This window comes from Bradyrhizobium sp. USDA 4341 (assembly GCF_054063755.1).
On sequence record NZ_JBSSGO010000002.1, the window covers coordinates 793,972 to 813,638 of the forward strand.

Here is a 19,667-nt window from a genome sequence, read left to right on the forward strand (position 1 = left end):
TTATTCCCGTTCTCCTACCCTCGCGCGGTCTTCATGCTGGCACCGGCTCTCGACTTCAAGCACACCGTCACCGAGCGCTTCCTGCGCTATGTCGTGATCGACACCCAGTCCGATCCGGATTCACCGACCACGCCCTCCACCGAGAAGCAGAAGAATCTCGGCCGCCTGCTGGTCGCCGAGCTGCAGGCGATGGGCATATCCGATGCGCATCTCGATCCACACGGATACGTCTATGCGACGATCCCGGCCAACACCGACAAGACGGTGCCGGTGATCTGCTTCTGCTCGCACATGGACACCTCACCCGACTGCACCGGCACGAACGTCAAGCCGCAGGTCGTGAAGAACTATCGCGGCGGCGACATCGTGCTCCCGGCCGATTCCTCGCAGGTGATCCGCGCCGCCGAGCACGAGGCGCTGGCCGACCAGATCGGCAACGACATCATCACGACCGACGGCACCACCCTGCTCGGCGCCGACAACAAGGCCGGCCTCGCCGAGATCATGGACGCCGCGCATTTCCTGGTCACCAACCCGCAGGTGAAGCACGGCACCATCAAGATCCTGTTCACGCCGGACGAGGAGATCGGCCGCGGCGTCGACAAGGTCGACATCAAGAAGCTCGGGGCCGATTTCGGCTACACCATGGACGGCGAGACCGCAGGCCACATCGAGGACGAGACCTTCTCCGCCGACGGCACCAGCATCATCATCGAAGGCGTCGCGACCCATCCGGGCTTTGCCAAGGGCAAGATGGAGCACGCGATCAAGATCGCGGCCGCGATCGTCGATCGGCTGCCGAAGGACACCTGCTCGCCCGAGACCACCGAAGGCAAGGAAGGCTTCCTGCATCCGGTCGCGATCTCGGGGGCGCTGGAGAATGCGCGGATCGACTTCATCGTGCGCGATTTCACCGAGCAAGGCCTGAAGCAGAAGGAGGCGCTGCTCGAAAACATCGTGCGGGACGTCATGAAGGGATATCCGCGCTCGACCTACCGCATGGAGGTCAAGCAGCAATACCGCAACATGAAAGAGGTGATCGATCGCTACCCCCAGATCGTCGCCTATGCGATCGAGGCGATCGAGCGCGCCGGGCTATCGCCGGTGAAGACCTCGATCCGCGGCGGCACGGATGGCTCGCGGCTTTCGTTCATGGGACTGCCCTGCCCGAACATCTTCGCCGGCGAGCACGCATTCCATTCGCGGCTCGAATGGGTGAGCCGCCAGGACATGGAAAAGGCCGTGCAGACCATCGTCCACCTGGCGATGATCTGGGAAGAGAAAGCCTGATCAGGCCCGCGCCGTTACGATCCAGATCGCGCCCGGCAACGGCACGGAATCGCCCTTGACGAACGGCGCCAGCGCCTCGCGCATCGACGCGACGGCGGCGGAGCGAACCTCATCCGGATGCCCTTCCAACGCACGGCTGGCCGGCCCGATCTCGAGCGCGCCCTGGATCGCCGCATCGATGCCGCGCCCGGTCGCAACATCGAGTTCGACCCGGCACGGCTCCATGGCAACGTCGGAAAAGCCGGCTTCGCCGAGGATCCGGTTCACGCGCGCTTCGGACGCGAATGAGAACGGACCGGGGTCTTCGGGACCAAGCTGCGGCAGCTTCGGCACGTGCTTGTAGACCGCCTGCAGCGGCGCCATGAAGAACGGATTTTCGCGCGGCTCCTGCCAGCAGGCGAAGGCGAGCCGGCCCGACGGCTTCAGCGCCTTGTGCAGATTGGCGAACGACACCACCGGATCGGCAAAGAACATCACGCCGAAGCGCGACGCCAACAGATCGAAGCTTGCGGGATCGAACGGATAGACCGTGGCGTCGGCAAGCGCATAGGTGACCGGCGCATCCTTCGGCGTGCTTTGCCGTGCCCGCTCCAGCATTGGTCCGGAGACGTCGACGCCGAACACATGGCCTGACGGCCCCACCTTGGTCGCAAACCCGTTCGTCGAGGCGCCGCTGCCGCAGCCGACATCGACGATGCGCTCGCCGGCCTTCGGCGCGGCGCGATCGATCAGCAGGTCGAGCACCGGCTGCAGCACGATATCCTGCGCGGCCTGCCTTGAGGCCCAGCGCTGACCGCCCGGCCCGTTCCAATATGCAATCTGATCGGCGTTTTGCGGATGGCCTGCGTTCATGCGATCCAAACCTGTTGAGGAGTTGCGCCGATCCTAGCAAGTCTCGCGCGTGGCCGCGCGCAACATCGGCGTGACCTGATAGGTGAATCCGGCATTGGCCTTGCTGACGGGATCGTTGGCGACGATCTCCTGCGGATCGGCATCGTCGGGAAGTTGCAGCACGCCGAGTCCCCAGACGCCGGCGGGATCGGCCACCGGCCCGAAGATCAGCGCCTTGCCGGCCTGCAGCAATTCGCCGCAATAGGCGACATGCGCCTGCATGATGGCGGCTTCCTGCTGCGTCATGTCCTGCGGAAAGGTTGGGCGCGGTCCGGTCAATTTGCAGACGTAGTACTTCATCGACCTGCTCCGCGCTCGGGGATTATTTGGCGGCAGCGCTCGTGGGCTTGGCCTGCTTCGGCGCTGGGGTCGTCTTGGCGGCATTGGCCTTCGGCGCGGCCTGCCCGTCATTGCTGCGCGCAATGCCCCAAGGGTCGGTGGGCTTCTGGTCCGGCACGCCGCTGAGCGCGCGCTGGTAGGCGCGCTGCTGCCGCGCCTCGTTGGCCACATCCGACGGCGACTTCTCGATCTCTTCGCGATAGCGCTGAACATGGTCCTGCTGCGCCCATGCCGGTCCGGCAATCATGGTGAGAAGAAAAATCGCGGCGAGTTTGCGCATGCATCAAGTTCCCGGTTAGACGCAGAGAATAGCATCGCAGCGGCGTCGGTGCCAAACCTGAGCGACATCGCGCCAACAGGAACCGATCCCGCCCCGCGACGAGAGCGTGACTTTCGGCACCTTTCGCGCCATCGGATATCGAATGACATTCGGCACACCAGCGCGGAGCAAGCGCGGTCCCGGCCACCCCATAGACTACCCCAAGGCCGGGATCGCGCCCTCTCCGCGCGCTCACGGAGGGCCGAACAATGGCCTCGCTACGCAGAGCCCATCAACCAGAGGCCGCTTTGCAACTCGTGAAACACCGCGCCACCGTCATCTTGCGCGAGCATGTGCAAGTGGAGGCTGAGCTTGTCGGAAGGGCTGCGGTTCTCACCGATGGGACGGCAGGGACCGTCGAGAGCGTGGCGCTGGACGAGTCGCACGGGTTGCGCATCTCGATCAAAGGGCACATCGGGAAGTGGCCGATCTCGACAATCAGGATGCTCCAACCATAGGGCTGGATCCGGTCCCCTTACCTCATCGGGCCAGCGCCGATGAAAATCTCCCAATCATCCCCCGCTGGTTCCGGCAGCCGGGTCGCTCTGCGGGCTTCAGAGGGCTTGCGAATGGTGGGCGGTGAGAGGATCGAACTCCCGACCAATGGTGTGTAAAACCAGTGCTCTACCGCTGAGCTAACCGCCCTTACCAGCGCGCCTCTTTAGCCTCGCCCGCCCCTCAGGCGCAAGGTCGCAGAGCCTCAATCCATCGGCCGCGCCGGCAATCCCTTGAGATCATTGATCCAGGACGCGGCGGAGCGGCACCAGACCTGGCGTCGCGGGGTCAATTCGCCGCGCTGGCGAATGCTGCCCCAGCGGATACCCCAATCGTCGGGACCGCCGTCCTCTCCGCTCGTGAACAAGGGGGAACCACAGTCGCCGCAAAAGTGCTGGAAGCGGATTCGGCCGTTATCGCCCCGCTTGCCGTAAATCTTCGGCGCACCTGCGGTCAGCCGGACCTGCTCGGCGGCGCAGATCACCGTGACGCGATAGGGCGAGCCGGTCAGCGCCTGGCAGTCCGTGCAATGGCAGATCGACATCCGTTCGGGATCGATCTCCGCCTGATAGGTCACGGCCCCGCAGTGGCATTGCCCGTCGATCTGCATCTGCGTTCTCCCAATTCGGCGTCGTGCAACAAGGCGGTCTCCAAGAGGTCGTTCCCGGGATGCGGCCCGCAAGGTATCCGGAACACGGTCGGGTGCCCCGTTGGGACAATGCTGGCATCCCAAAACAGGATTGTTTGGGATACCAATTCGGGATACGTCGACAGAGACTCAAATCTCTACTCCCAGGCCGGCAGACCGCCATGTCGCAGATGCTTCAGATCCACGACCAGCTCCGGGAGATGATCCTCTCCCTCGATCTCGGCCCCGGAGAGCGGCTGACCGAGCGCTGGCTCGAGAGCCGGTTCGAGGGATCGCGCACGCCGATCCGCGCCGCGCTGGTGCGGCTCGAAGGCGAAGAGCTGGTCCGCCGCGACGGCCGCAACTGGATCGTCGCACCGATCGACCTCGGAGAGCTGGAGGCGCTGGCCGAGTTCAGGATCCCGCTGGAGACGACAGCCGTCCGCCTCGCCTGCGCGCGAGCGAGTGCGGCCGACATCGCCGGCGTCGAAGCGATGCTGGATGCCTGCCAGTCGGGCGCGCCGCGCGAGGAATGGCACCGCGTCGGCACCGATTTCCATGTCGAGATCGCGCGCCTGTCCGGCAATCCCTTCATCGTCAAGGCGATCGCCGGCGCCATGACCCGGCTGTCGCGGGCGCGCTGGCTCGAAGTGTGGACCGAGCCGTCGCGCGAGCAGGCCTGGCGCGAGCACCGGCGCATTCTCGGCTTCATCAAGGCCAACGATCCGGATTCGGCCGCGCGCGAAGCCGCCGATCACATCACCGACACCCGCGATCGGCTGCTGCGTTCGCTGAACGAGGATCGCCGCGGCCTGCGGGCGCGCGGCTTCGCCGTGATCGGGCTTCGCTGACATGAACATGGAAATCGATCGCGAGGCGGCCCTCGACGCCGGCCCCTGGAAGCGCAACCTGATCGTCTGTGTGTTCGGATCCTTCACCACCATCGTGGGGATGACGCTGCTGCTGCCGTTCCTGCCGCTCTATGTCGAGCAGCTCGGCGTGACCGATCATGCCGCGATCGTGCAATGGTCGGGCGTGGCCTATGGCGCAGCCTTCTTCAGCGCGGCGCTGACGGCGCCGCTGTGGGGACGGCTCGCGGACCGCTATGGCCGCAAGCTGATGCTGATCCGTGCCAGCCTCGGCATGGCGGTTGCCATGTCGCTGATCGGCATGGCGCACAACGTCTATGAGCTGGTCGGCTTGCGGCTGTTGACCGGCCTGCTCGGCGGCTACGCCTCGGGCTCGACCGTGCTGGTCGCGTCGCAGACGCCGAAGGCGCGGTCCGGTTGGGCGATCGGCGTGCTGTCAGCCGGCATCATGGCCGGCAGCCTGGTCGGTCCCTTGATCGGTGGCGTCCTGCCCGGCCTGATCGGCATCCGCGCGACCTTCTTCCTGATCGGCGGCGTCATCTTCTTCACTTTCCTCGGCACGACCTTCCTGATCCGCGAGGAGGCGCACCCGAAGATGGCGAAAGGTGCCAAGGCGCGTGGCGGCTGGTCGCTGGTTCCGGACAAGCGACCGGTGCTCGCGATGTGGAGCACCGGCCTGCTGCTGATGATCGCCAACATGTCGATCGAGCCGATCATCACGGTCTATGTCGCGCAGCTGGTCGAGGCGCCGCAGGTGACGTTCGTCGCCGGCCTCGTGATGTCGGCGGCGGCGTTCGGCAGCCTGCTGTCGTCTTCGCATCTCGGCAAGCTGGCCGATCGCGTCGGCCACTGGCGGATCATCACCATATGCCTGGCCGCCTCGGCGCTGCTGCTGATCCCGCAGGCCTTCGTGGTCAGCGGCTGGCAGCTGATCCTGCTCCGCTTCCTAATGGGGCTCGCGCTCGGCGGCCTGTTGCCCTGCATCGCAAGCGTGATCCGGCACAACGTGCCTGACACGGTCACCGGCAGCATGCTGGGCTATTCGATCTCGGCGCAATATGCCGGCCAGGTAATCGGCCCGCTCGCCGGCGGCTTTATCGGCGGCCATATCGGCATGCGCGCGGTGTTTCTCGGCACCAGCGTGCTGATGGCACTCGGGGCGATCGGCAATTTCGTCGTCGAGAAGAAAGAGTAATCCGGACGATAAAGGCGCACGAAGCGCCAAACAAAAACGGCGCCCGAAGGCGCCGTTTCATTATTTCGATTGGAGCTCGCTTCAGTGCGCCGTCAGGCCACCGGATGCCTCATCCGAAGCGTCGGGCTTGACGTCGACCTTGCTGGTCTCCTCTTCCCAGACGATCGGCACAGGCACACGGGTCAGCGCCCTGGCAACGACCTCGTCCAGCCGCGACACCGGAATGATCTCCATGCCGCCCTTGATCGCATCGGAAATCTCCGTGAGATCCTTGGCGTTGTCCTCAGGGATCAGCACCGTCTTGATGCCACCGCGCGCGGCAGCCAGCAGCTTCTCCTTCAGACCGCCGATCGGCAGCACGCGGCCGCGCAGCGTGATCTCCCCGGTCATCGCGACATCGTGGCGGACCGGGATGCCGGTCATGACCGAGATGATCGCGGTGGCCATCGCCACGCCGGCGGACGGACCGTCCTTCGGCGTTGCGCCCTCCGGCACGTGAACGTGGATATCGCGGCGGTCGAACATCGGCGGTTCGATGCCGTAGACGATCGCGCGCGAGCGGACGTAAGACGCCGCCGCCGAGATCGACTCCTTCATCACGTCGCGCAGATTGCCCGTGACGGTCATCTTGCCCTTGCCGGGCATCATGACGCCTTCGATGGTCAACAGCTCGCCGCCGACATCGGTCCACGCCAGACCGGTGACGATACCGACCTGATCCTCGTCGTCGATCTCGCCGAAGCGATACTTCGGCACGCCGAGGAACTCTTCGATGTTCGCCTCGGTGACCTTCACCGACTTCTTCTTGGAGATCATCAGCTCCTTCACCGCCTTGCGGGCGAGTGTGGAGAGCTCACGCTCCAGGTTACGCACGCCCGCTTCGCGGGTGTAGCGGCGGATCATCAAGAGCAAGGCCGCGTCGTCGATCGACCATTCCTTGGAGTCCAGACCGTGCTTGGAGAGCGCGCTCGGGATCAGATGCTTGCGCGCGATCTCGACCTTCTCGTTCTCGGTGTAGCCGGCGATCCGGATGATCTCCATGCGGTCCATCAGCGGGCCCGGAATATTCAGCGTATTCGCGGTCGTGATGAACATCACGTTGGACAGGTCGTAGTCGACCTCCAGGTAATGGTCGTTGAAGGTCGAGTTCTGCTCGGGGTCCAGGACCTCAAGCAGCGCCGACGACGGATCGCCGCGGAAATCGGCGCCCATCTTGTCGATCTCGTCCAGCAGGAACAGCGGGTTCGAGGTCTTCGCCTTCCGCATCGACTGGATGATCTTGCCGGGCATCGAGCCGATATAGGTGCGGCGGTGACCGCGGATCTCGGCCTCGTCACGCACGCCGCCGAGCGACACGCGCACGAACTCGCGGCCGGTCGCCTTCGCGATCGACTTGCCGAGCGAGGTCTTGCCGACGCCGGGAGGCCCGACCAGGCACAGGATCGGTCCGGTCAGCTTGTTGGCGCGTGACTGCACCGCGAGATACTCGACGATACGGTCCTTGACCTTCTCGAGCCCGTAGTGATCGGAGTCCAGCACCGCCTGCGCGGCCTCGAGGTCCTTCTTGACCTTGGACTTCTTGCCCCACGGGATCGACAGCAGCCAATCCAGGTAGTTGCGCACGACGGTCGCTTCCGCGGACATCGGCGACATCTGGCGCAGCTTCTTCAGCTCGTGCTGGGCCTTCTCGCGCGCTTCCTTGGAAAGCTTGGTCTTGGAGATCTTCTCCTCCAGATCGGCCAGCTCGTCGCGACCTTCGTCGTCGCCGAGCTCCTTCTGGATCGCCTTCATCTGCTCGTTCAGGTAATACTCGCGCTGGGTCTTCTCCATCTGGCGCTTGACGCGCGAGCGGATGCGCTTCTCGACCTGCAACACCGAGATCTCGCTCTCCATCAGGCCGAGCACCTTCTCCAGGCGCTGGGTGACAGACAACGTCTCCAGGATCGCCTGCCGATCGGCAATCTTGACCGCGAGATGCGAGGCAACGGTGTCGCCGAGCTTGGCGAAATCGGTGATCGCCTGAACCACGCCGACGACTTCGGCGGAGATCTTCTTGTTCAGCTTCACATAGCTTTCGAAGTCGGACACGACCGAACGCGCCAAGGCCTCGGCTTCGACCGAGTTGGCGTCAGTGTCGGCGAGCGCGACCGCGGTCGCCTCGTAGTACTCGCTGCGGTCGGAATACTTTTCGACACGCGCGCGCTCGAGGCCCTCGACCAGTACCTTGACGGTGCCGTCGGGCAGTTTCAGGAGCTGCAGCACGCTGGCAAGCGTACCGGTCTCGTAAATTGAATCGGGAGCCGGATCGTCATCGGACGCGTTCTTCTGCGTCGCGAGCATGATCAACGCGTCGTTCTTCATCACCTCTTCGAGCGCGCGGATCGATTTCTCGCGGCCGACGAAGAGAGGCACGATCATGTGCGGGAAGACGACGATGTCACGGAGCGGCAGCACCGGATAGGAATGGCTTTCGCCGTGGACGATCGTTGGCCGGGGTTTTGAAGTCGTCATGGCCTTATCCTTTTGTTTTGCCCCCTTGCACGCAGTCCGCCTGCTTGCGCAACCGCCACAAGGTGCCTTGGTGATCCGGAATTAGATTGCCGTCAGCAGCCGCATATTCCGCATCGTAAAGCGACGAATCTCAACGCACGAGATCCCTCACCGATAGCATTAGGTGGCTATCAGGCGGGGGGGTGTCAAGTCTGAGAAGTGCCGGGAAATGTAGGCTAAACAGGCATTTACTGCGACGCGAAAATGGCCTGCTGCTGCGCCGCAACGGCCGCCGGATCGCCCGGCAGCCGCATGAATTGCGACGACAGAAAGTTGCGCCTTAGGCGCTCGCGCTGCTCTCGACGGCGCGATCGGAACGATCCGCGTAGATGTAGAGCGGACGCGCCGTGCCCTCGACGACCTCGCGCGAGATCACGACTTCCTCGACACCTTCGAGGCCCGGGAGGTCGAACATGGTCTCGAGCAGGATGCTCTCCAGGATCGACCGCAGGCCGCGCGCGCCGGTCTTGCGCTCGATCGCCCTGCGGGCGACCGCGCCAAGCGCCTCGTCGGCGAAGGTCAGCTCGATGTTCTCCATCTCGAACAGCCGCTGGTACTGCTTCACCAGCGCGTTCTTCGGATCGGTCAGGATCTTCTTCAGCGAGGCCTCGTCGAGGTCCTCCAGCGTCGCCACGACGGGCAGACGGCCGACGAATTCCGGGATCAGGCCGTACTTCAGCAGATCTTCCGGCTCGACGTGACGGAAGATCTCGCCGGTACGGCGATCCTCCGGCGCGAGCACCTGCGCCGCGAAGCCGATCGAGGTCGAACGGCCGCGCGCGGAGATGATCTTCTCGAGGCCCGAGAAGGCGCCGCCGCAGATGAACAGGATGTTGGTGGTATCCACCTGCAGGAACTCCTGCTGCGGATGCTTGCGGCCGCCCTGCGGCGGGACCGAGGCCACCGTGCCTTCCATGATCTTCAGCAGCGCTTGCTGGACGCCCTCGCCCGACACGTCGCGGGTGATCGAGGGATTGTCCGACTTGCGGCTGATCTTGTCGATTTCGTCGATATAGACGATGCCGCGCTGCGCGCGCTCGACGTTATAGTCGGCGGCCTGCAGCAGCTTCAGGATGATGTTCTCGACATCCTCACCGACGTAGCCGGCTTCGGTCAGCGTCGTCGCGTCAGCCATGGTGAACGGCACGTCGAGGATGCGGGCGAGCGTCTGCGCGAGCAGCGTCTTGCCCGAACCGGTCGGACCGATCAGCAGGATGTTCGACTTCGCCAGCTCGACGTCGTTGTGCTTGGTCTGGTGGTTAAGCCGCTTGTAGTGATTGTGGACAGCGACCGACAGCACCTTTTTGGCATGGCTCTGACCGATCACGTAGTCGTCCAGGACCTTGCAGATTTCCTTCGGCGTCGGGATGCCGTCGCGCGACTTCACCAGCGAGGACTTGTTCTCCTCGCGAATGATGTCCATGCAGAGTTCGACACACTCGTCGCAAATGAAGACAGTCGGTCCGGCAATCAGCTTGCGAACTTCATGCTGGCTCTTGCCGCAGAACGAGCAATATAGCGTGTTCTTGGCGTCGCTCGTGCCGACCTTACTCATTCATTATCTCCGTCCGCCGTTCGACCTCGTTTGCCAGATCGACCCAATCCGGTACAAAACCGGAGTATTGGGTAGATAGAGCAAATTCCGTACCAAAAAAGACCCTACGCAATACTGACCGTGTGGATCACGGTTTATTCGAATCTCCGCGATCATAGCCGATGCATTACAGCCAACCATGCTGGCACCCGACTATCAAGAATTCGCTAATCGGGGGGCAGGCTCAAGACCGTGACAATACCGTGATTTTCCACGATCGCACGTGGAACACGCTTCGAAATCCACGGAACGTTGCGGGATTACCACGCCGGACCATGAGCACGAAAGCGGAACTTTCTGCCCCCACATATGCGCTTGCGAGGTACTCCGCCGTCCTGCTTTGCCGACTATGTGAGGCGCCAATGTGGAGATCACACCGACGCCTCGGGTTGCCTGTGCAGATCAGGCAGCCTGTTACGCCGCCTTGGCGGCCGACGGGTCTTCCGGCCGCTTGTCGATGACCTTGTCGACGAGACCGAACGCCTTGGCGTCCTCGGCGGTGAGGAACTTGTCGCGCTCGAGCGCGTCCTCGATCGCCTTGTAGGTCTGGCCGGTGTGCTTCACGTAGATCTCGTTGAGGCGCTTCTTGAGATTCAGGATCTCCTGCGCGTGCAGCATGATGTCGGTCGCCTGTCCCTGGAAGCCGCCGGACGGCTGGTGCACCATGATGCGGGAGTTCGGCAGCGTGAAGCGCATGTCCTTCTCGCCGGCTGCGAGCAGCAGCGAGCCCATCGAGGCCGCCTGCCCCGTGCACAGCGTCGACACCGGCGGACGGATGAACTGCATCGTGTCGTAGATGGCAAGGCCCGACGTCACCACGCCACCCGGCGAGTTGATGTACATCGAGATTTCCTTCTTCGGATTCTCGGCCTCGAGGAACAACAGCTGCGCGACGGTCAGCGTCGCCATGCCGTCTTCCACCGGACCGGTGACGAAGATGATGCGCTCTTTCAGCAGGCGCGAGAAAATGTCGTAGGCGCGTTCGCCGCGATTGGTCTGCTCGACGACCATCGGCACGAGGTTCATGTAGGTTTCAACGGGATCGCGCATGAAAGAACCCAAGGGTTAGGGGTGATGCAGAACGTTAAGGCTTAACCCAGATATGGACCAATTTCCGGCCGACAAGGCCGGCACTGGCCGTACTAGCCACCTGGGCAGGACGCAGAAGTTCAAGCCGATTCGCGTCGGCGCGCCTAGCGAGGGGAACCCTCGCCAGGCTTGCTTTCGCAGTTCATCATTAACGCGAGGTGCCGCAATTAGGCGGCAGTTTGCTCGGCGTCTTCATCCTTGAACAGCTCATCCTTGGAGACCTTCTTCTCGGTCACGTTGGCGAGCTCCAGGACGAAGTCGACGACCTTGTCCTCGTAGATCGGGGCGCGGAGCTGGGCCAGCGCCTGGGCGTTGCTGCGGTAGTAATCCCAGACTTCCTTCTCGCGGCCCGGCATCTGGCGCGCGCGCTCGATCACGGCGCGCGAGACCTCGTCGTCGGTCACGGTGATCTTGTTCTTCTCGCCGATCTCCGACAGCACGAGGCCGAGGCGGACGCGGCGGTCGGCGATCTTCTGGTACTCTTCCTTGGCCGCATCCTCGGTGGTGTTCTCGTCGGCGAAGGTCTTGCCGGAGGAATCCATCTCGGCCTTGATCGAGTTCCACATCAGGTTGAACTCTTCGGCGACAAGCGAAGGCGGCGCCTCGAATTTGTGGCTCTCGTCGAGCCGGTCGAGCAGCGCGCGCTTGACCTTCTGACGGGTCGCGCCGGCGAACTCGGCGGTCAGGCGCTCGCGTGCGGCTTCCTTCAGCTTGTCAAGCGACTCGAGGCCGAGCGTCTTGGCGAACTCGTCGTCGATCGTAGTCTCACCGGGCGCCTCGATCAGTGTCGCGGTGGTCTCGAACTCGGCCGGCTGTCCGGCGAGCTTGTCGTTGAGGTAGTTCTTCGGGAAACCAACCTTCAGCGTGCGGGTCTCGCCCGTGCCGATGCCGATCAGCTGCTCCTCGAAGCCCGGAATGAACTGGCCGGCGCCGATCACGACCTGGATGCCCTCGCCGGTGCCGCCCTCGAAGGCTTCACCGTTGATGGTGCCCTTGAAGCTGATGGTGACGCGGTCGCCCTTCTCCGCCGCACCCTCGGTCTTGGCGCTGTACGGGCGGCTGCCTTCGGCGATGCGCTTGATGGCATCGTCGACGTCGGCATCGGAAACATCGACCACCGGCTTCTCGACCGAGAACGACTTGAAATCGGCGAGCTGGATCTGCGGCACGACCTCGATCGCGACGGTGTAGGTCAGGTCGGTCTTGCCCGACAGCAATTCCTCGACCTGGTCCTTCTCGGTCGGCATCGTGATCTTCGGCTCGCCGGCGAGGCGGAAGCCGCGATCTTCGAAAATCTGTCGGTTGGTGTCGCTGATGGTCTGGTCGATGGTCTCGGCCATGACAGAGCGGCCGTAGATCTTCTTCAGGTGCGCCACCGGCACCTTGCCGGGACGGAAGCCGTTGAGACGGACCTTGTCCTTGAGGTCGACCAGCTTGGCGCCCGCCTTGGCATCGAGATCGGATGCCGGAACGCTGATCTTGAATTCGTGCTTCAGTCCCTCGTTGAGGGTCTCGGTGACCTGCATGGTATCAATCTTCTTCCGCTTTTGCCGCGGCCCGAGTGGCCGTGGCAGTGTCAATCTGTTCGACGGTGAGCCTTGCGGCCTAACGTCTGTGGGTTCGGCGAACCCTCGTCCCCTTCGGGGGCCAAGGTTCTCCAAGGAATCGTCATGCAAACGCTGTAAGCGCTTGGTGCGGGCGGAGGGACTCGAACCCCCACAACTTTCGTCACTGGAACCTAAATCCAGCGCGTCTACCAGTTCCGCCACGCCCGCGCGAAAAGCATCCAGTCCGGCCGCGATGCCGCGGGCGGCCGGGCTTATAACATGCGCCCACCGGTTCGCAGCAAAAAAATGGCCGCTGGAGAGCCCGCCCTGCGACCGATCGCGACTGGACAGGTACACTTGAAAATGGTCCGCATCGGCCGAATGGCAAGTCCCCCAGCAAGTCCCCAATTTTCCCTCACCCGGCGCGACCTGATCGCCGGCCTCGGCGCCGCGGCGCTTTGCCCCGCTTGGCCAGCCACCGGCTCGGCGCAGGGCCGGACGGCGGTTACGCTGCAGGCCAAGATCGACCGCATCCTGCTTCGTCCCGACGGACCGGAGACCCTGGTCTGGTCGCTCGGCAGCGGCGATCTCCACTTCAAGCGCGGCGAGATCCTCGACGTGACGTTCGGCAACGAGCTGCCGGTCGCGGCCGCGCTCGATTGCCGCGGGCTCGATGGCGTCCCGGCCGCGGAGCCGCTGGCCTCGCGGGCGCCCCTTGCCACGGGGGCAAAGGATACCTTTCAGCTGCCGCTTCGGCATGCCGGCACCTTCCTTTGCGAGCCGCTGTTCGGGGACGGCACGGCGCCGGCACGGCCGCGCCCGCTGATCGTGACCGGCACCTCGCCGGTCGCTGTCGATCGCGACGAGGTCTTGCTGATCGAGGAGTGGCGTCTGCGGTCCGATGGAACCGCGATCCCGCCTGGAAGCGATCCAAAAGATTCGACGCAAATTCATACAATTAACGGAAAAACCTCATACGACATCTCGGCACCGTCCAATGCCCGCCTCAGACTCCGCTTTATCAATGGCAGCCAACGCAGCGTGCTGGCGGTCAAGCTGGACAACCTCGACGTCCGGGTGATGGCGATCGACGGCCAGCCAGCCGAACCGTTCCCGGCCCGCAACGGCGCGCTGGTCCTGGCTCCCGGAAGCCGCACGGATGTCTTTGTCGATGCGGCCGGTCCGGCCGGAACGAGCTTCCCGATCCTGCTGCACGACGGCAAGCAAGCCCGTCCGGTCGGCAAGCTCGCCGTCTCGAACGAGCCGCCGATCCGAACGGCGCCGTTCCCGCCGGCCCCACCGCTGCCGGGCAACGACATGCCCGCCCAGCTCGACCTCAAGAGCGCGACGCGATTCGATCTGGCGCTCGGCGCACCCACCGAGTGGTTCCGCCCGGCCGATTTCAAGCCGTCAGCGGCTCCGGCCTTTCAGGCCAAGGCAGGCCGAACCGTCGTGCTGGCCCTGACCAACCAGGCCACGATCGCCAGCGCCTTTCACCTGCACGGCCATCACTTCCGTCTGCTCGACCGGCTCGACGACGGCTGGAAGCCGTTCTGGCTCGACACGCTCGCGGTCGAACCGGGCCAGACCCAGCGCATCGCCTTCCTCGCCGAATATCCGGGCCGCTATCTGATCGAGCAGGTCGCGACTGATTGGGCCGCGCCGCGGCTGCTGCGATGGTACAGTGTCCAATAACAAGAAGTGGAAACCGCCTTAAGGAAACACCGATGAGCCAGACAGTTGCAGCGATTCGCGGAGTGAAGGCACGAAGCGTCGTGGTGCCGCTTAAGCGTCCTGTGAAGACCGCGTTTGGCGTGATCGATTCCGGTCCGCTGGTGCTGATCGATGTCGAAACCGATCAAGGCGTTACCGGCCGCACCTACATCTTCGCCTACAGCAAGCTCACACTTCACCCTCTCTGCTATCTGATCGAGGAGATCGGACGCGAGCTGATCGGCAGGCCGGTCGCCCCGTTCGATCTGATGAAGGCGATGGACGCCAAGTTTCGGCTGCTCAGCGCGCAGGGTCTGGTCGGGATGGCCGTGTCAGGCCTCGACATGGCCTATTGGGATGTGCTCGGCCAACTCGCCGGCCGGCCGCTGGTCGAGCTGCTCGGCGGCTCGGCGAAGCCGATCAAGGCCTATGACAGCTACGGCGCGGTCGATCCCGTTGCCGACGAGCGCGCGCTGCGCCGCTCGCTCGACCAAGGCTTCAAGGGCATCAAGATCAAGGGCGGCGACGGCGATGCCGCCAATGACGAGCGCGTCGTGAAGGGCGTGCGCGCGCTGCTCGGCCCCGACATCGCGCTGATGATCGATTTCAACCAGTCGCTCGATCCGGCGGAAGCCACCCGTCGCATCGCCCGGCTTGCGCCCTACGACCTGCACTGGATCGAGGAGCCGGTGCCGCAGGAGAGCCTGTCCGGCCATGCCAAGGTCCGCGCGACCTCGCCGACGCCGATCCAGGCCGGCGAGAACTGGTGGTTTCCGCGCGGCTTCGCCGAGGCGATCGCGGCCGGCGCATCCGACTTCATCATGCCCGACGTGATGAAGGTCGGCGGCGTCACCGGCTGGATGCAGGTCGCGGGACAGGCCGATGCCGCGTCGATCCCGATGTCGAGCCATCTGTTCGCGGAAGTCAGCGCGCATCTGCTCGCGGTGACGCCGACCGCGCACTGGCTCGAGTTCCTCGACTTCGCGGGCGCGATCCTCGCAAGGCCCGCCGAGATCATAGACAGCGCGGTGACCGCCCGCGGTCCCGGGCTCGGCATCGAATGGAACGAGCCGGCGGTGGCGATGTATCTCGTGAGCTAGCGGCTCGCCGGGTCAAGAGAGGAGCCTAAAGGTCGTGCCAGTTTCTCCGCGCATTCTGACCACCTCTTCTTTTGGCGATTTTCCGTCGTTACCGGGCCTTGTGCTGGCCTGTTTCATCGGCTCATGCTTGGCCGGACCAGCGTTCGGCAAAGATCGCGACGACGACAGCGCTCCGCCAAATATCTATCTCGATTTGCGGACAAGCTACGCAACGGTGCCGGCCGGCGCTTTGCCGGTAGGTTTCGGCAGCCCGGCTCTGTTTAGCGCGCTGCAATCGCTTGCGCTCGCGAACGGCAGCTCGCTTCCGACCAGCGTCTCCTTGCCGTCCCGGCAATCCCTCGCCGTCGATCTTCCATTGACGGTAGATGTCACCGATGCGGTCTCGCTGTATGCCGGCATTTCCGGCACCACGACCTATGGCCCCGCACAGGGGTGGACGCCCTTCGACGTCACCAGCTGGAACGTCGGCTTTCAGGCGGACCTCTACAGCCAGAATGGCGGCTCAATCCCGACCATCACCTGGCAATCGACAATCACCCAGGCGATCCCGAACGGGCCGACTGGGACGACGACCTTCAACAACATTCTCGAGTTCGACTATGCCTTCGACAAGGACGGAACGCGTGGAATGCTGGCGGGCATCCAGGACACCCGCGTCGAGGTAGCGACCGATCTCGCACGGATCCATCCAAATATCATCGGCTATGTCGGCGGCTATTATCAGTGGCCGAGCAACTGGAAATTCACCGGCCGGGTCGGAGTACAGCATTTCGGCGGCGCGCAACTCCTGAATTTCACGCCAATCCAGTCCTTCACCGAGCCCATCCTCCGACTTGACCTCGACCGGATGGATGACAACGACAATCGACTGTTCGGGGTCACGGCCCAAATCATCTGGGTGCCGAAGCCATCTTATCAGCTGACGCTGAGAACGCCGCTCTATCTCGTGCGCAATTGATGGAGCCTGCCGACCGCTCTTGCAATCTGCCGATCTTGCGCCTGATCGTGAGCTTCACCTTTGCAACGCATTCATGTAGGTCATCACGACATCGGAGCGCCCAATGTCCACCAACAGCAAACTGACGCTCAAATTTCGCTGTCCGAAGGAGCTTGAGGGACAAATTCCGGCCCCCATCCCGGCGGCGCAGGGCGTTCCCGATTGGCTCAAGACAATGCCTGCGACGGCCTTCTCTTCGATCAACCTGCACGACGAGGACACCATCAAGCGCTGCCCGCCCTTCGTGGACGCGATGACCTGCGGGTTCCTGCTCCCACTGGTCTGCGATCTCAGAGTCGAGAACGGCGAAATCACCTGGGATCACGACCTGCCGCCGGGAGGCACACCCGAATTTCCGCGTTCGCCGATCGGCTTTCACGATCCGGGTCAGGTCAGCGGCACGCCATTGTTCGAAGCGGGCCGCTTCTTTCTCAAATTCCACAATCTGTGGACCGTCGAGGCGCCCGAAGGCTACGCGATTTATTTCACCCATCCCGTCAACCGCTTCGACCTGCCGTTCACCACGCTCAGCGGCCTGGTCAATTCGGACCTCTATACCGACAATTGGGTGCATTTCCCGGCATACTGGCACGACCGGAATTTCAGAGGCGTCCTCCCCAAGGGGACTCCGATCGCGCAATGCATTCCGGTCAAGCGAGACGACTGGACTGCGCAGACATCCTCCTTCACCGCGGAAGAAGCCAAGCGCGTCGGCCAGTTCCGGAATGAGCTCAGGCGGCAGCCCAACCTCTACCGGAGAAACTTCAGGGCGTGAGGCGCGACCAGATTTCGTCCAGTGCGTCCGGCCTCACTCCCCGCCGAGGAATTTCGCAACGTCGCGCTGGGAGAAGAAGAAGCGACCATGCGATGCCGCGGCCATGACGAATGCCGCGCGACCCAGCAGCTGGGGCTGACCACGAATGATGGAGCGCAGCGCCGCTTCGGCGGCGTCGCGCTCCCCCTGCTCGAACAAGGATGTGGCGAGGTAGGCGCGGGTCGAGCGATCGTCCGGATAGAGCGCGAGTACGCGGCGGAAAGCGTCCGCGGCTGCGGCGTAGTCGCCATGAAGGATCAGGACCCGCCCGAGCTGGTTAAGAATGTCCGGGCGTCCCGGCGCAGCATCACGTGCGGCGGTCAGGACACTCGCAGCCCGCGCGAAGTCATTGGTATCATGCAACAGCCGCCCGAGATCGAGCCTCAGATCGACGCTGTCAGGGGCCAGCGCGAGGCCGGCCTCGACCGTGCTGATCGCCTCGTCGTATTGACCGGCCTTGGCAAGCTGCCCGGCGAGTTCCTGAAAGGAAGGGAGATATGGTGGGCGGCGTGCCGCCGTGCGCCGAAGCTGTGCGAGGCCGTCCGTGGCGCGCCCCGCACCGCACAACAATGCGCCAAGCAAGGTCTCGACCTCGCCATCGTCGCCGCGGCGTGCAAGCCGCTCGAGCGGTGCAATCGCCTCGCCTCCCCGCTTTTGCCCCATCAGGGCATGCGCCAGGAGAAGCGCCGCGTGTCTGTCCTTGCGGTTTGATTTCAGGATGCTTGTCGCGATCTGCTCTGCCTCAGCAAACTGCCGCGCCCGCAACGCGGATGCGCCTTGTTGCAGCGCCTGAACGAGGAAACTGTTCTGCCTGTCACTCACGAGGGAGATTCACGGGATACAAAGGGATGTCATGCGGCTTTAACCCGCCTCTTCCCACGCGTCCACCAAAAGTCTCGTGACGCAGGCACAGTGGATCGCGCTCGGATGGGATGGGTCGCCGTCGTGCTGCAAGATCACGTGTGCCGGACCAACTATGGTTCGCCGGGGCCGATGCGCCCTCAGAAGATTCTCATCAGCCCCAACCGCGGCAAGTATTGGGCTGATAATGAGACCAACACCGCCTACAGCCCGAACACGGGCTTTCCCGGCGGCGACTATTTCGAGACGCGATTTTCCTCCGAGCTGATGAACAGCTCGCCGGCTTCAGCGCTCCTCAAGGCAAGCGTCGAGGTGGTGCCGCATCTGTAGATGGCCGATGTAGAGACGGCTCACGCGCGCTTGCGATGACTACCCGATCGCTTGGCGGGGGGTGAGTGGACCTCCCCGCCCCTGGCGGCCACCTTGGTCTCCTCCCGCACCATGTCGACGAAAGCACGAAGCCCGGCTGTCATGTGCCGGTGCCTCGGATAGTAGAGACGCAAGCCGGGAAATGGCGGCGTCCAGTCGTCCAGCACGGCGCGCAGGGCTCCGGCGGCGAGATGCCCCGCTACCCAAAAATCGCTGACGAACGCCAGTCCCACGCCTTCGAGTGCGGCTTCGACCATCAGACTGTCATTGTCGAGGGTCAGCCTGCCCCGAACATCCACCACCATCTGCTCGCCGCCGCGCTTTTCGAACTCCCAGTGGTACAGCTTGCCGCTGGGCATCCGTCTGCGAATGCATTCATGGGCGAGCAGATCGAGCGGAGACCGCGGCACCGAACAGCGCGCGAAATAATCGGGCGCGCCGACGACAATGAAGCGCGTGTCCGGGCCGCAGGGGATCGCGACCATGTCCTGCGGCACGGCTTCGGCCAGCCGGATGCCGGCGTCGAAACCTTCCGCGACGATATCGATGGGACGTCCCTCCAGGGTCAGCTCGACGTTCATGTCGGGATAGCGCCGCAGAAACTTTGCGACGACCGGGCGGAGGATCTGGTGCGCGGCGCGCTCCTTCAGGTTGATACGCAGCGTTCCCGCGGGCGTGTCGCGAAACTCGTTCACATCCTCCATCGCGCCGGCAATCTCGCGCAGCGCGGGACTGACCCTGGCAAGGAAACGCTCTCCCGCCTCCGAAAGCGCGACGCTGCGCGTCGTCCGATTGATGAGGCGCACGCCCAACCGCTTTTCCAGCGCGGCGATCGCATGGCTCAACGCCGAGGGTGAAATGCCGAGTTCAGTCGCGGCCGCGCGAAAGCTGCGATGCGTTGAAATCGCGACGACGGCGTTCAGCTCGAAAAGGCCAGCATGCTGCATTGTTCGATTATCTGCATCAGGTCATACCACTCTATGCCGATTATTGCAGCAATCAAGTCG

Annotated in this window: 19 protein-coding genes and 2 tRNA genes; 9 read left to right on the plus strand and 12 right to left on the minus strand. The window is 63.8% G+C overall.

What is annotated here, in order from left to right; translation table 11 throughout:
* The first annotated feature begins 33 nt into the window (after positions 1-33).
* Entirely contained in the window at positions 34-1,290 is a 1,257-nt protein-coding gene (pepT, locus tag ACVIGB_RS09455; RefSeq protein ID WP_456722874.1) for a peptidase T, read from the plus strand.
* Here the strand turns inward: pepT and ACVIGB_RS09460 are convergent, their stop codons facing one another.
* The 3 genes from ACVIGB_RS09460 to ACVIGB_RS09470 are packed head-to-tail and all read right to left on the minus strand — an operon-like array spanning position 1,291 to position 2,800.
* Positions 1,291-2,142: a class I SAM-dependent methyltransferase gene (locus ACVIGB_RS09460; RefSeq protein ID WP_456722873.1), complete on the minus strand. Its 852-nt coding sequence runs from the start codon at positions 2,140-2,142 to the stop codon at positions 1,291-1,293.
* Positions 2,143-2,175: 33 nt separating this feature from the next.
* Entirely contained in the window at positions 2,176-2,481 is a 306-nt protein-coding gene (locus tag ACVIGB_RS09465) for a YciI family protein (RefSeq protein ID WP_456722872.1), read from the minus strand.
* A gap of 22 nt (positions 2,482-2,503) precedes the next feature.
* Positions 2,504-2,800 carry a hypothetical protein gene (locus ACVIGB_RS09470; protein WP_092114663.1) on the minus strand — a complete coding sequence of 99 codons (297 nt, stop codon included), beginning with the start codon at positions 2,798-2,800 and terminating at the stop codon, positions 2,504-2,506.
* 248 nt (positions 2,801-3,048) lie between these two features.
* Between ACVIGB_RS09470 and ACVIGB_RS09475 the strand changes: the two genes are divergently transcribed.
* The gene (locus ACVIGB_RS09475; protein WP_425304801.1) at positions 3,049-3,297 is read left to right on the plus strand and encodes a PRC-barrel domain containing protein; all 249 of its coding nucleotides are present in this window, start codon (positions 3,049-3,051) and stop codon (positions 3,295-3,297) included.
* A gap of 112 nt (positions 3,298-3,409) precedes the next feature.
* On the opposite strand, the gene ACVIGB_RS09480 is transcribed toward ACVIGB_RS09475, so the two are convergent.
* Positions 3,410-3,484 (minus strand) — tRNA-Val (locus ACVIGB_RS09480).
* Positions 3,485-3,539: 55 nt separating this feature from the next.
* Positions 3,540-3,944 carry a GFA family protein gene (locus tag ACVIGB_RS09485; protein ID WP_456722871.1) on the minus strand — a complete coding sequence of 135 codons (405 nt, stop codon included), beginning with the start codon at positions 3,942-3,944 and terminating at the stop codon, positions 3,540-3,542.
* 200 nt (positions 3,945-4,144) lie between these two features.
* On the opposite strand from ACVIGB_RS09485, the gene ACVIGB_RS09490 reads away from it, so the two are divergent.
* Positions 4,145-4,813 (plus strand): GntR family transcriptional regulator, encoded by a 669-nt coding sequence (locus tag ACVIGB_RS09490; protein WP_176530996.1) that lies wholly within the window; start codon positions 4,145-4,147, stop codon positions 4,811-4,813.
* A 1-nt stretch (position 4,814) separates the two neighbouring features.
* Entirely contained in the window at positions 4,815-6,026 is a 1,212-nt protein-coding gene (locus tag ACVIGB_RS09495) for an MFS transporter (protein ID WP_456722870.1), read from the plus strand.
* Positions 6,027-6,107: 81 nt separating this feature from the next.
* Here ACVIGB_RS09495 and lon read toward each other — a convergent pair whose 3' ends face one another.
* The 5 genes from lon to ACVIGB_RS09520 form a co-directional block, all read right to left on the minus strand.
* Positions 6,108-8,537 (minus strand): endopeptidase La, encoded by a 2,430-nt coding sequence (gene lon / locus ACVIGB_RS09500; protein WP_092114667.1) that lies wholly within the window; start codon positions 8,535-8,537, stop codon positions 6,108-6,110.
* Between the two features lie 319 nt (positions 8,538-8,856).
* The gene (clpX, locus tag ACVIGB_RS09505; protein WP_092114668.1) at positions 8,857-10,131 is read right to left on the minus strand and encodes an ATP-dependent Clp protease ATP-binding subunit ClpX; all 1,275 of its coding nucleotides are present in this window, start codon (positions 10,129-10,131) and stop codon (positions 8,857-8,859) included.
* Positions 10,132-10,584: 453 nt separating this feature from the next.
* A complete protein-coding gene (locus ACVIGB_RS09510) occupies positions 10,585-11,220 on the minus strand; it encodes an ATP-dependent Clp protease proteolytic subunit (protein WP_092114669.1) in 636 nt (211 codons plus the stop codon).
* A 206-nt stretch (positions 11,221-11,426) separates the two neighbouring features.
* A complete protein-coding gene (gene tig / locus ACVIGB_RS09515) occupies positions 11,427-12,785 on the minus strand; it encodes a trigger factor (protein ID WP_456722869.1) in 1,359 nt (452 codons plus the stop codon).
* Positions 12,786-12,949: 164 nt separating this feature from the next.
* A tRNA-Leu gene (locus tag ACVIGB_RS09520) sits at positions 12,950-13,034 on the minus strand.
* A gap of 153 nt (positions 13,035-13,187) precedes the next feature.
* On the opposite strand from ACVIGB_RS09520, the gene ACVIGB_RS09525 reads away from it, so the two are divergent.
* The 4 genes from ACVIGB_RS09525 to ACVIGB_RS09540 all read left to right on the plus strand — a co-directional run bounded on the left by ACVIGB_RS09525 (position 13,188) and on the right by ACVIGB_RS09540 (position 17,391).
* Positions 13,188-14,501, plus strand: a complete 1,314-nt coding sequence (locus ACVIGB_RS09525; protein WP_456722868.1) for a multicopper oxidase family protein — start codon at positions 13,188-13,190, stop codon at positions 14,499-14,501.
* Positions 14,502-14,533: 32 nt separating this feature from the next.
* Positions 14,534-15,619: an enolase C-terminal domain-like protein gene (locus tag ACVIGB_RS09530; RefSeq protein WP_456722867.1), complete on the plus strand. Its 1,086-nt coding sequence runs from the start codon at positions 14,534-14,536 to the stop codon at positions 15,617-15,619.
* Positions 15,620-15,746: 127 nt separating this feature from the next.
* Positions 15,747-16,577, plus strand: a complete 831-nt coding sequence (locus ACVIGB_RS09535) for a hypothetical protein (RefSeq protein WP_456722866.1) — start codon at positions 15,747-15,749, stop codon at positions 16,575-16,577.
* A gap of 103 nt (positions 16,578-16,680) precedes the next feature.
* Positions 16,681-17,391 carry a hypothetical protein gene (locus ACVIGB_RS09540; RefSeq protein ID WP_456722865.1) on the plus strand — a complete coding sequence of 237 codons (711 nt, stop codon included), beginning with the start codon at positions 16,681-16,683 and terminating at the stop codon, positions 17,389-17,391.
* A gap of 33 nt (positions 17,392-17,424) precedes the next feature.
* Here the strand turns inward: ACVIGB_RS09540 and ACVIGB_RS09545 are convergent, their stop codons facing one another.
* Positions 17,425-18,252 (minus strand): tetratricopeptide repeat protein, encoded by an 828-nt coding sequence (locus tag ACVIGB_RS09545; protein WP_456722864.1) that lies wholly within the window; start codon positions 18,250-18,252, stop codon positions 17,425-17,427.
* Between the two features lie 105 nt (positions 18,253-18,357).
* Between ACVIGB_RS09545 and ACVIGB_RS09550 the strand changes: the two genes are divergently transcribed.
* A complete protein-coding gene (locus ACVIGB_RS09550) occupies positions 18,358-18,621 on the plus strand; it encodes a hypothetical protein (RefSeq protein WP_456722863.1) in 264 nt (87 codons plus the stop codon).
* A gap of 20 nt (positions 18,622-18,641) precedes the next feature.
* Here ACVIGB_RS09550 and ACVIGB_RS09555 read toward each other — a convergent pair whose 3' ends face one another.
* Positions 18,642-19,607: a LysR family transcriptional regulator gene (locus ACVIGB_RS09555; RefSeq protein WP_456722862.1), complete on the minus strand. Its 966-nt coding sequence runs from the start codon at positions 19,605-19,607 to the stop codon at positions 18,642-18,644.
* Positions 19,608-19,667: the final 60 nt, after the last annotated feature.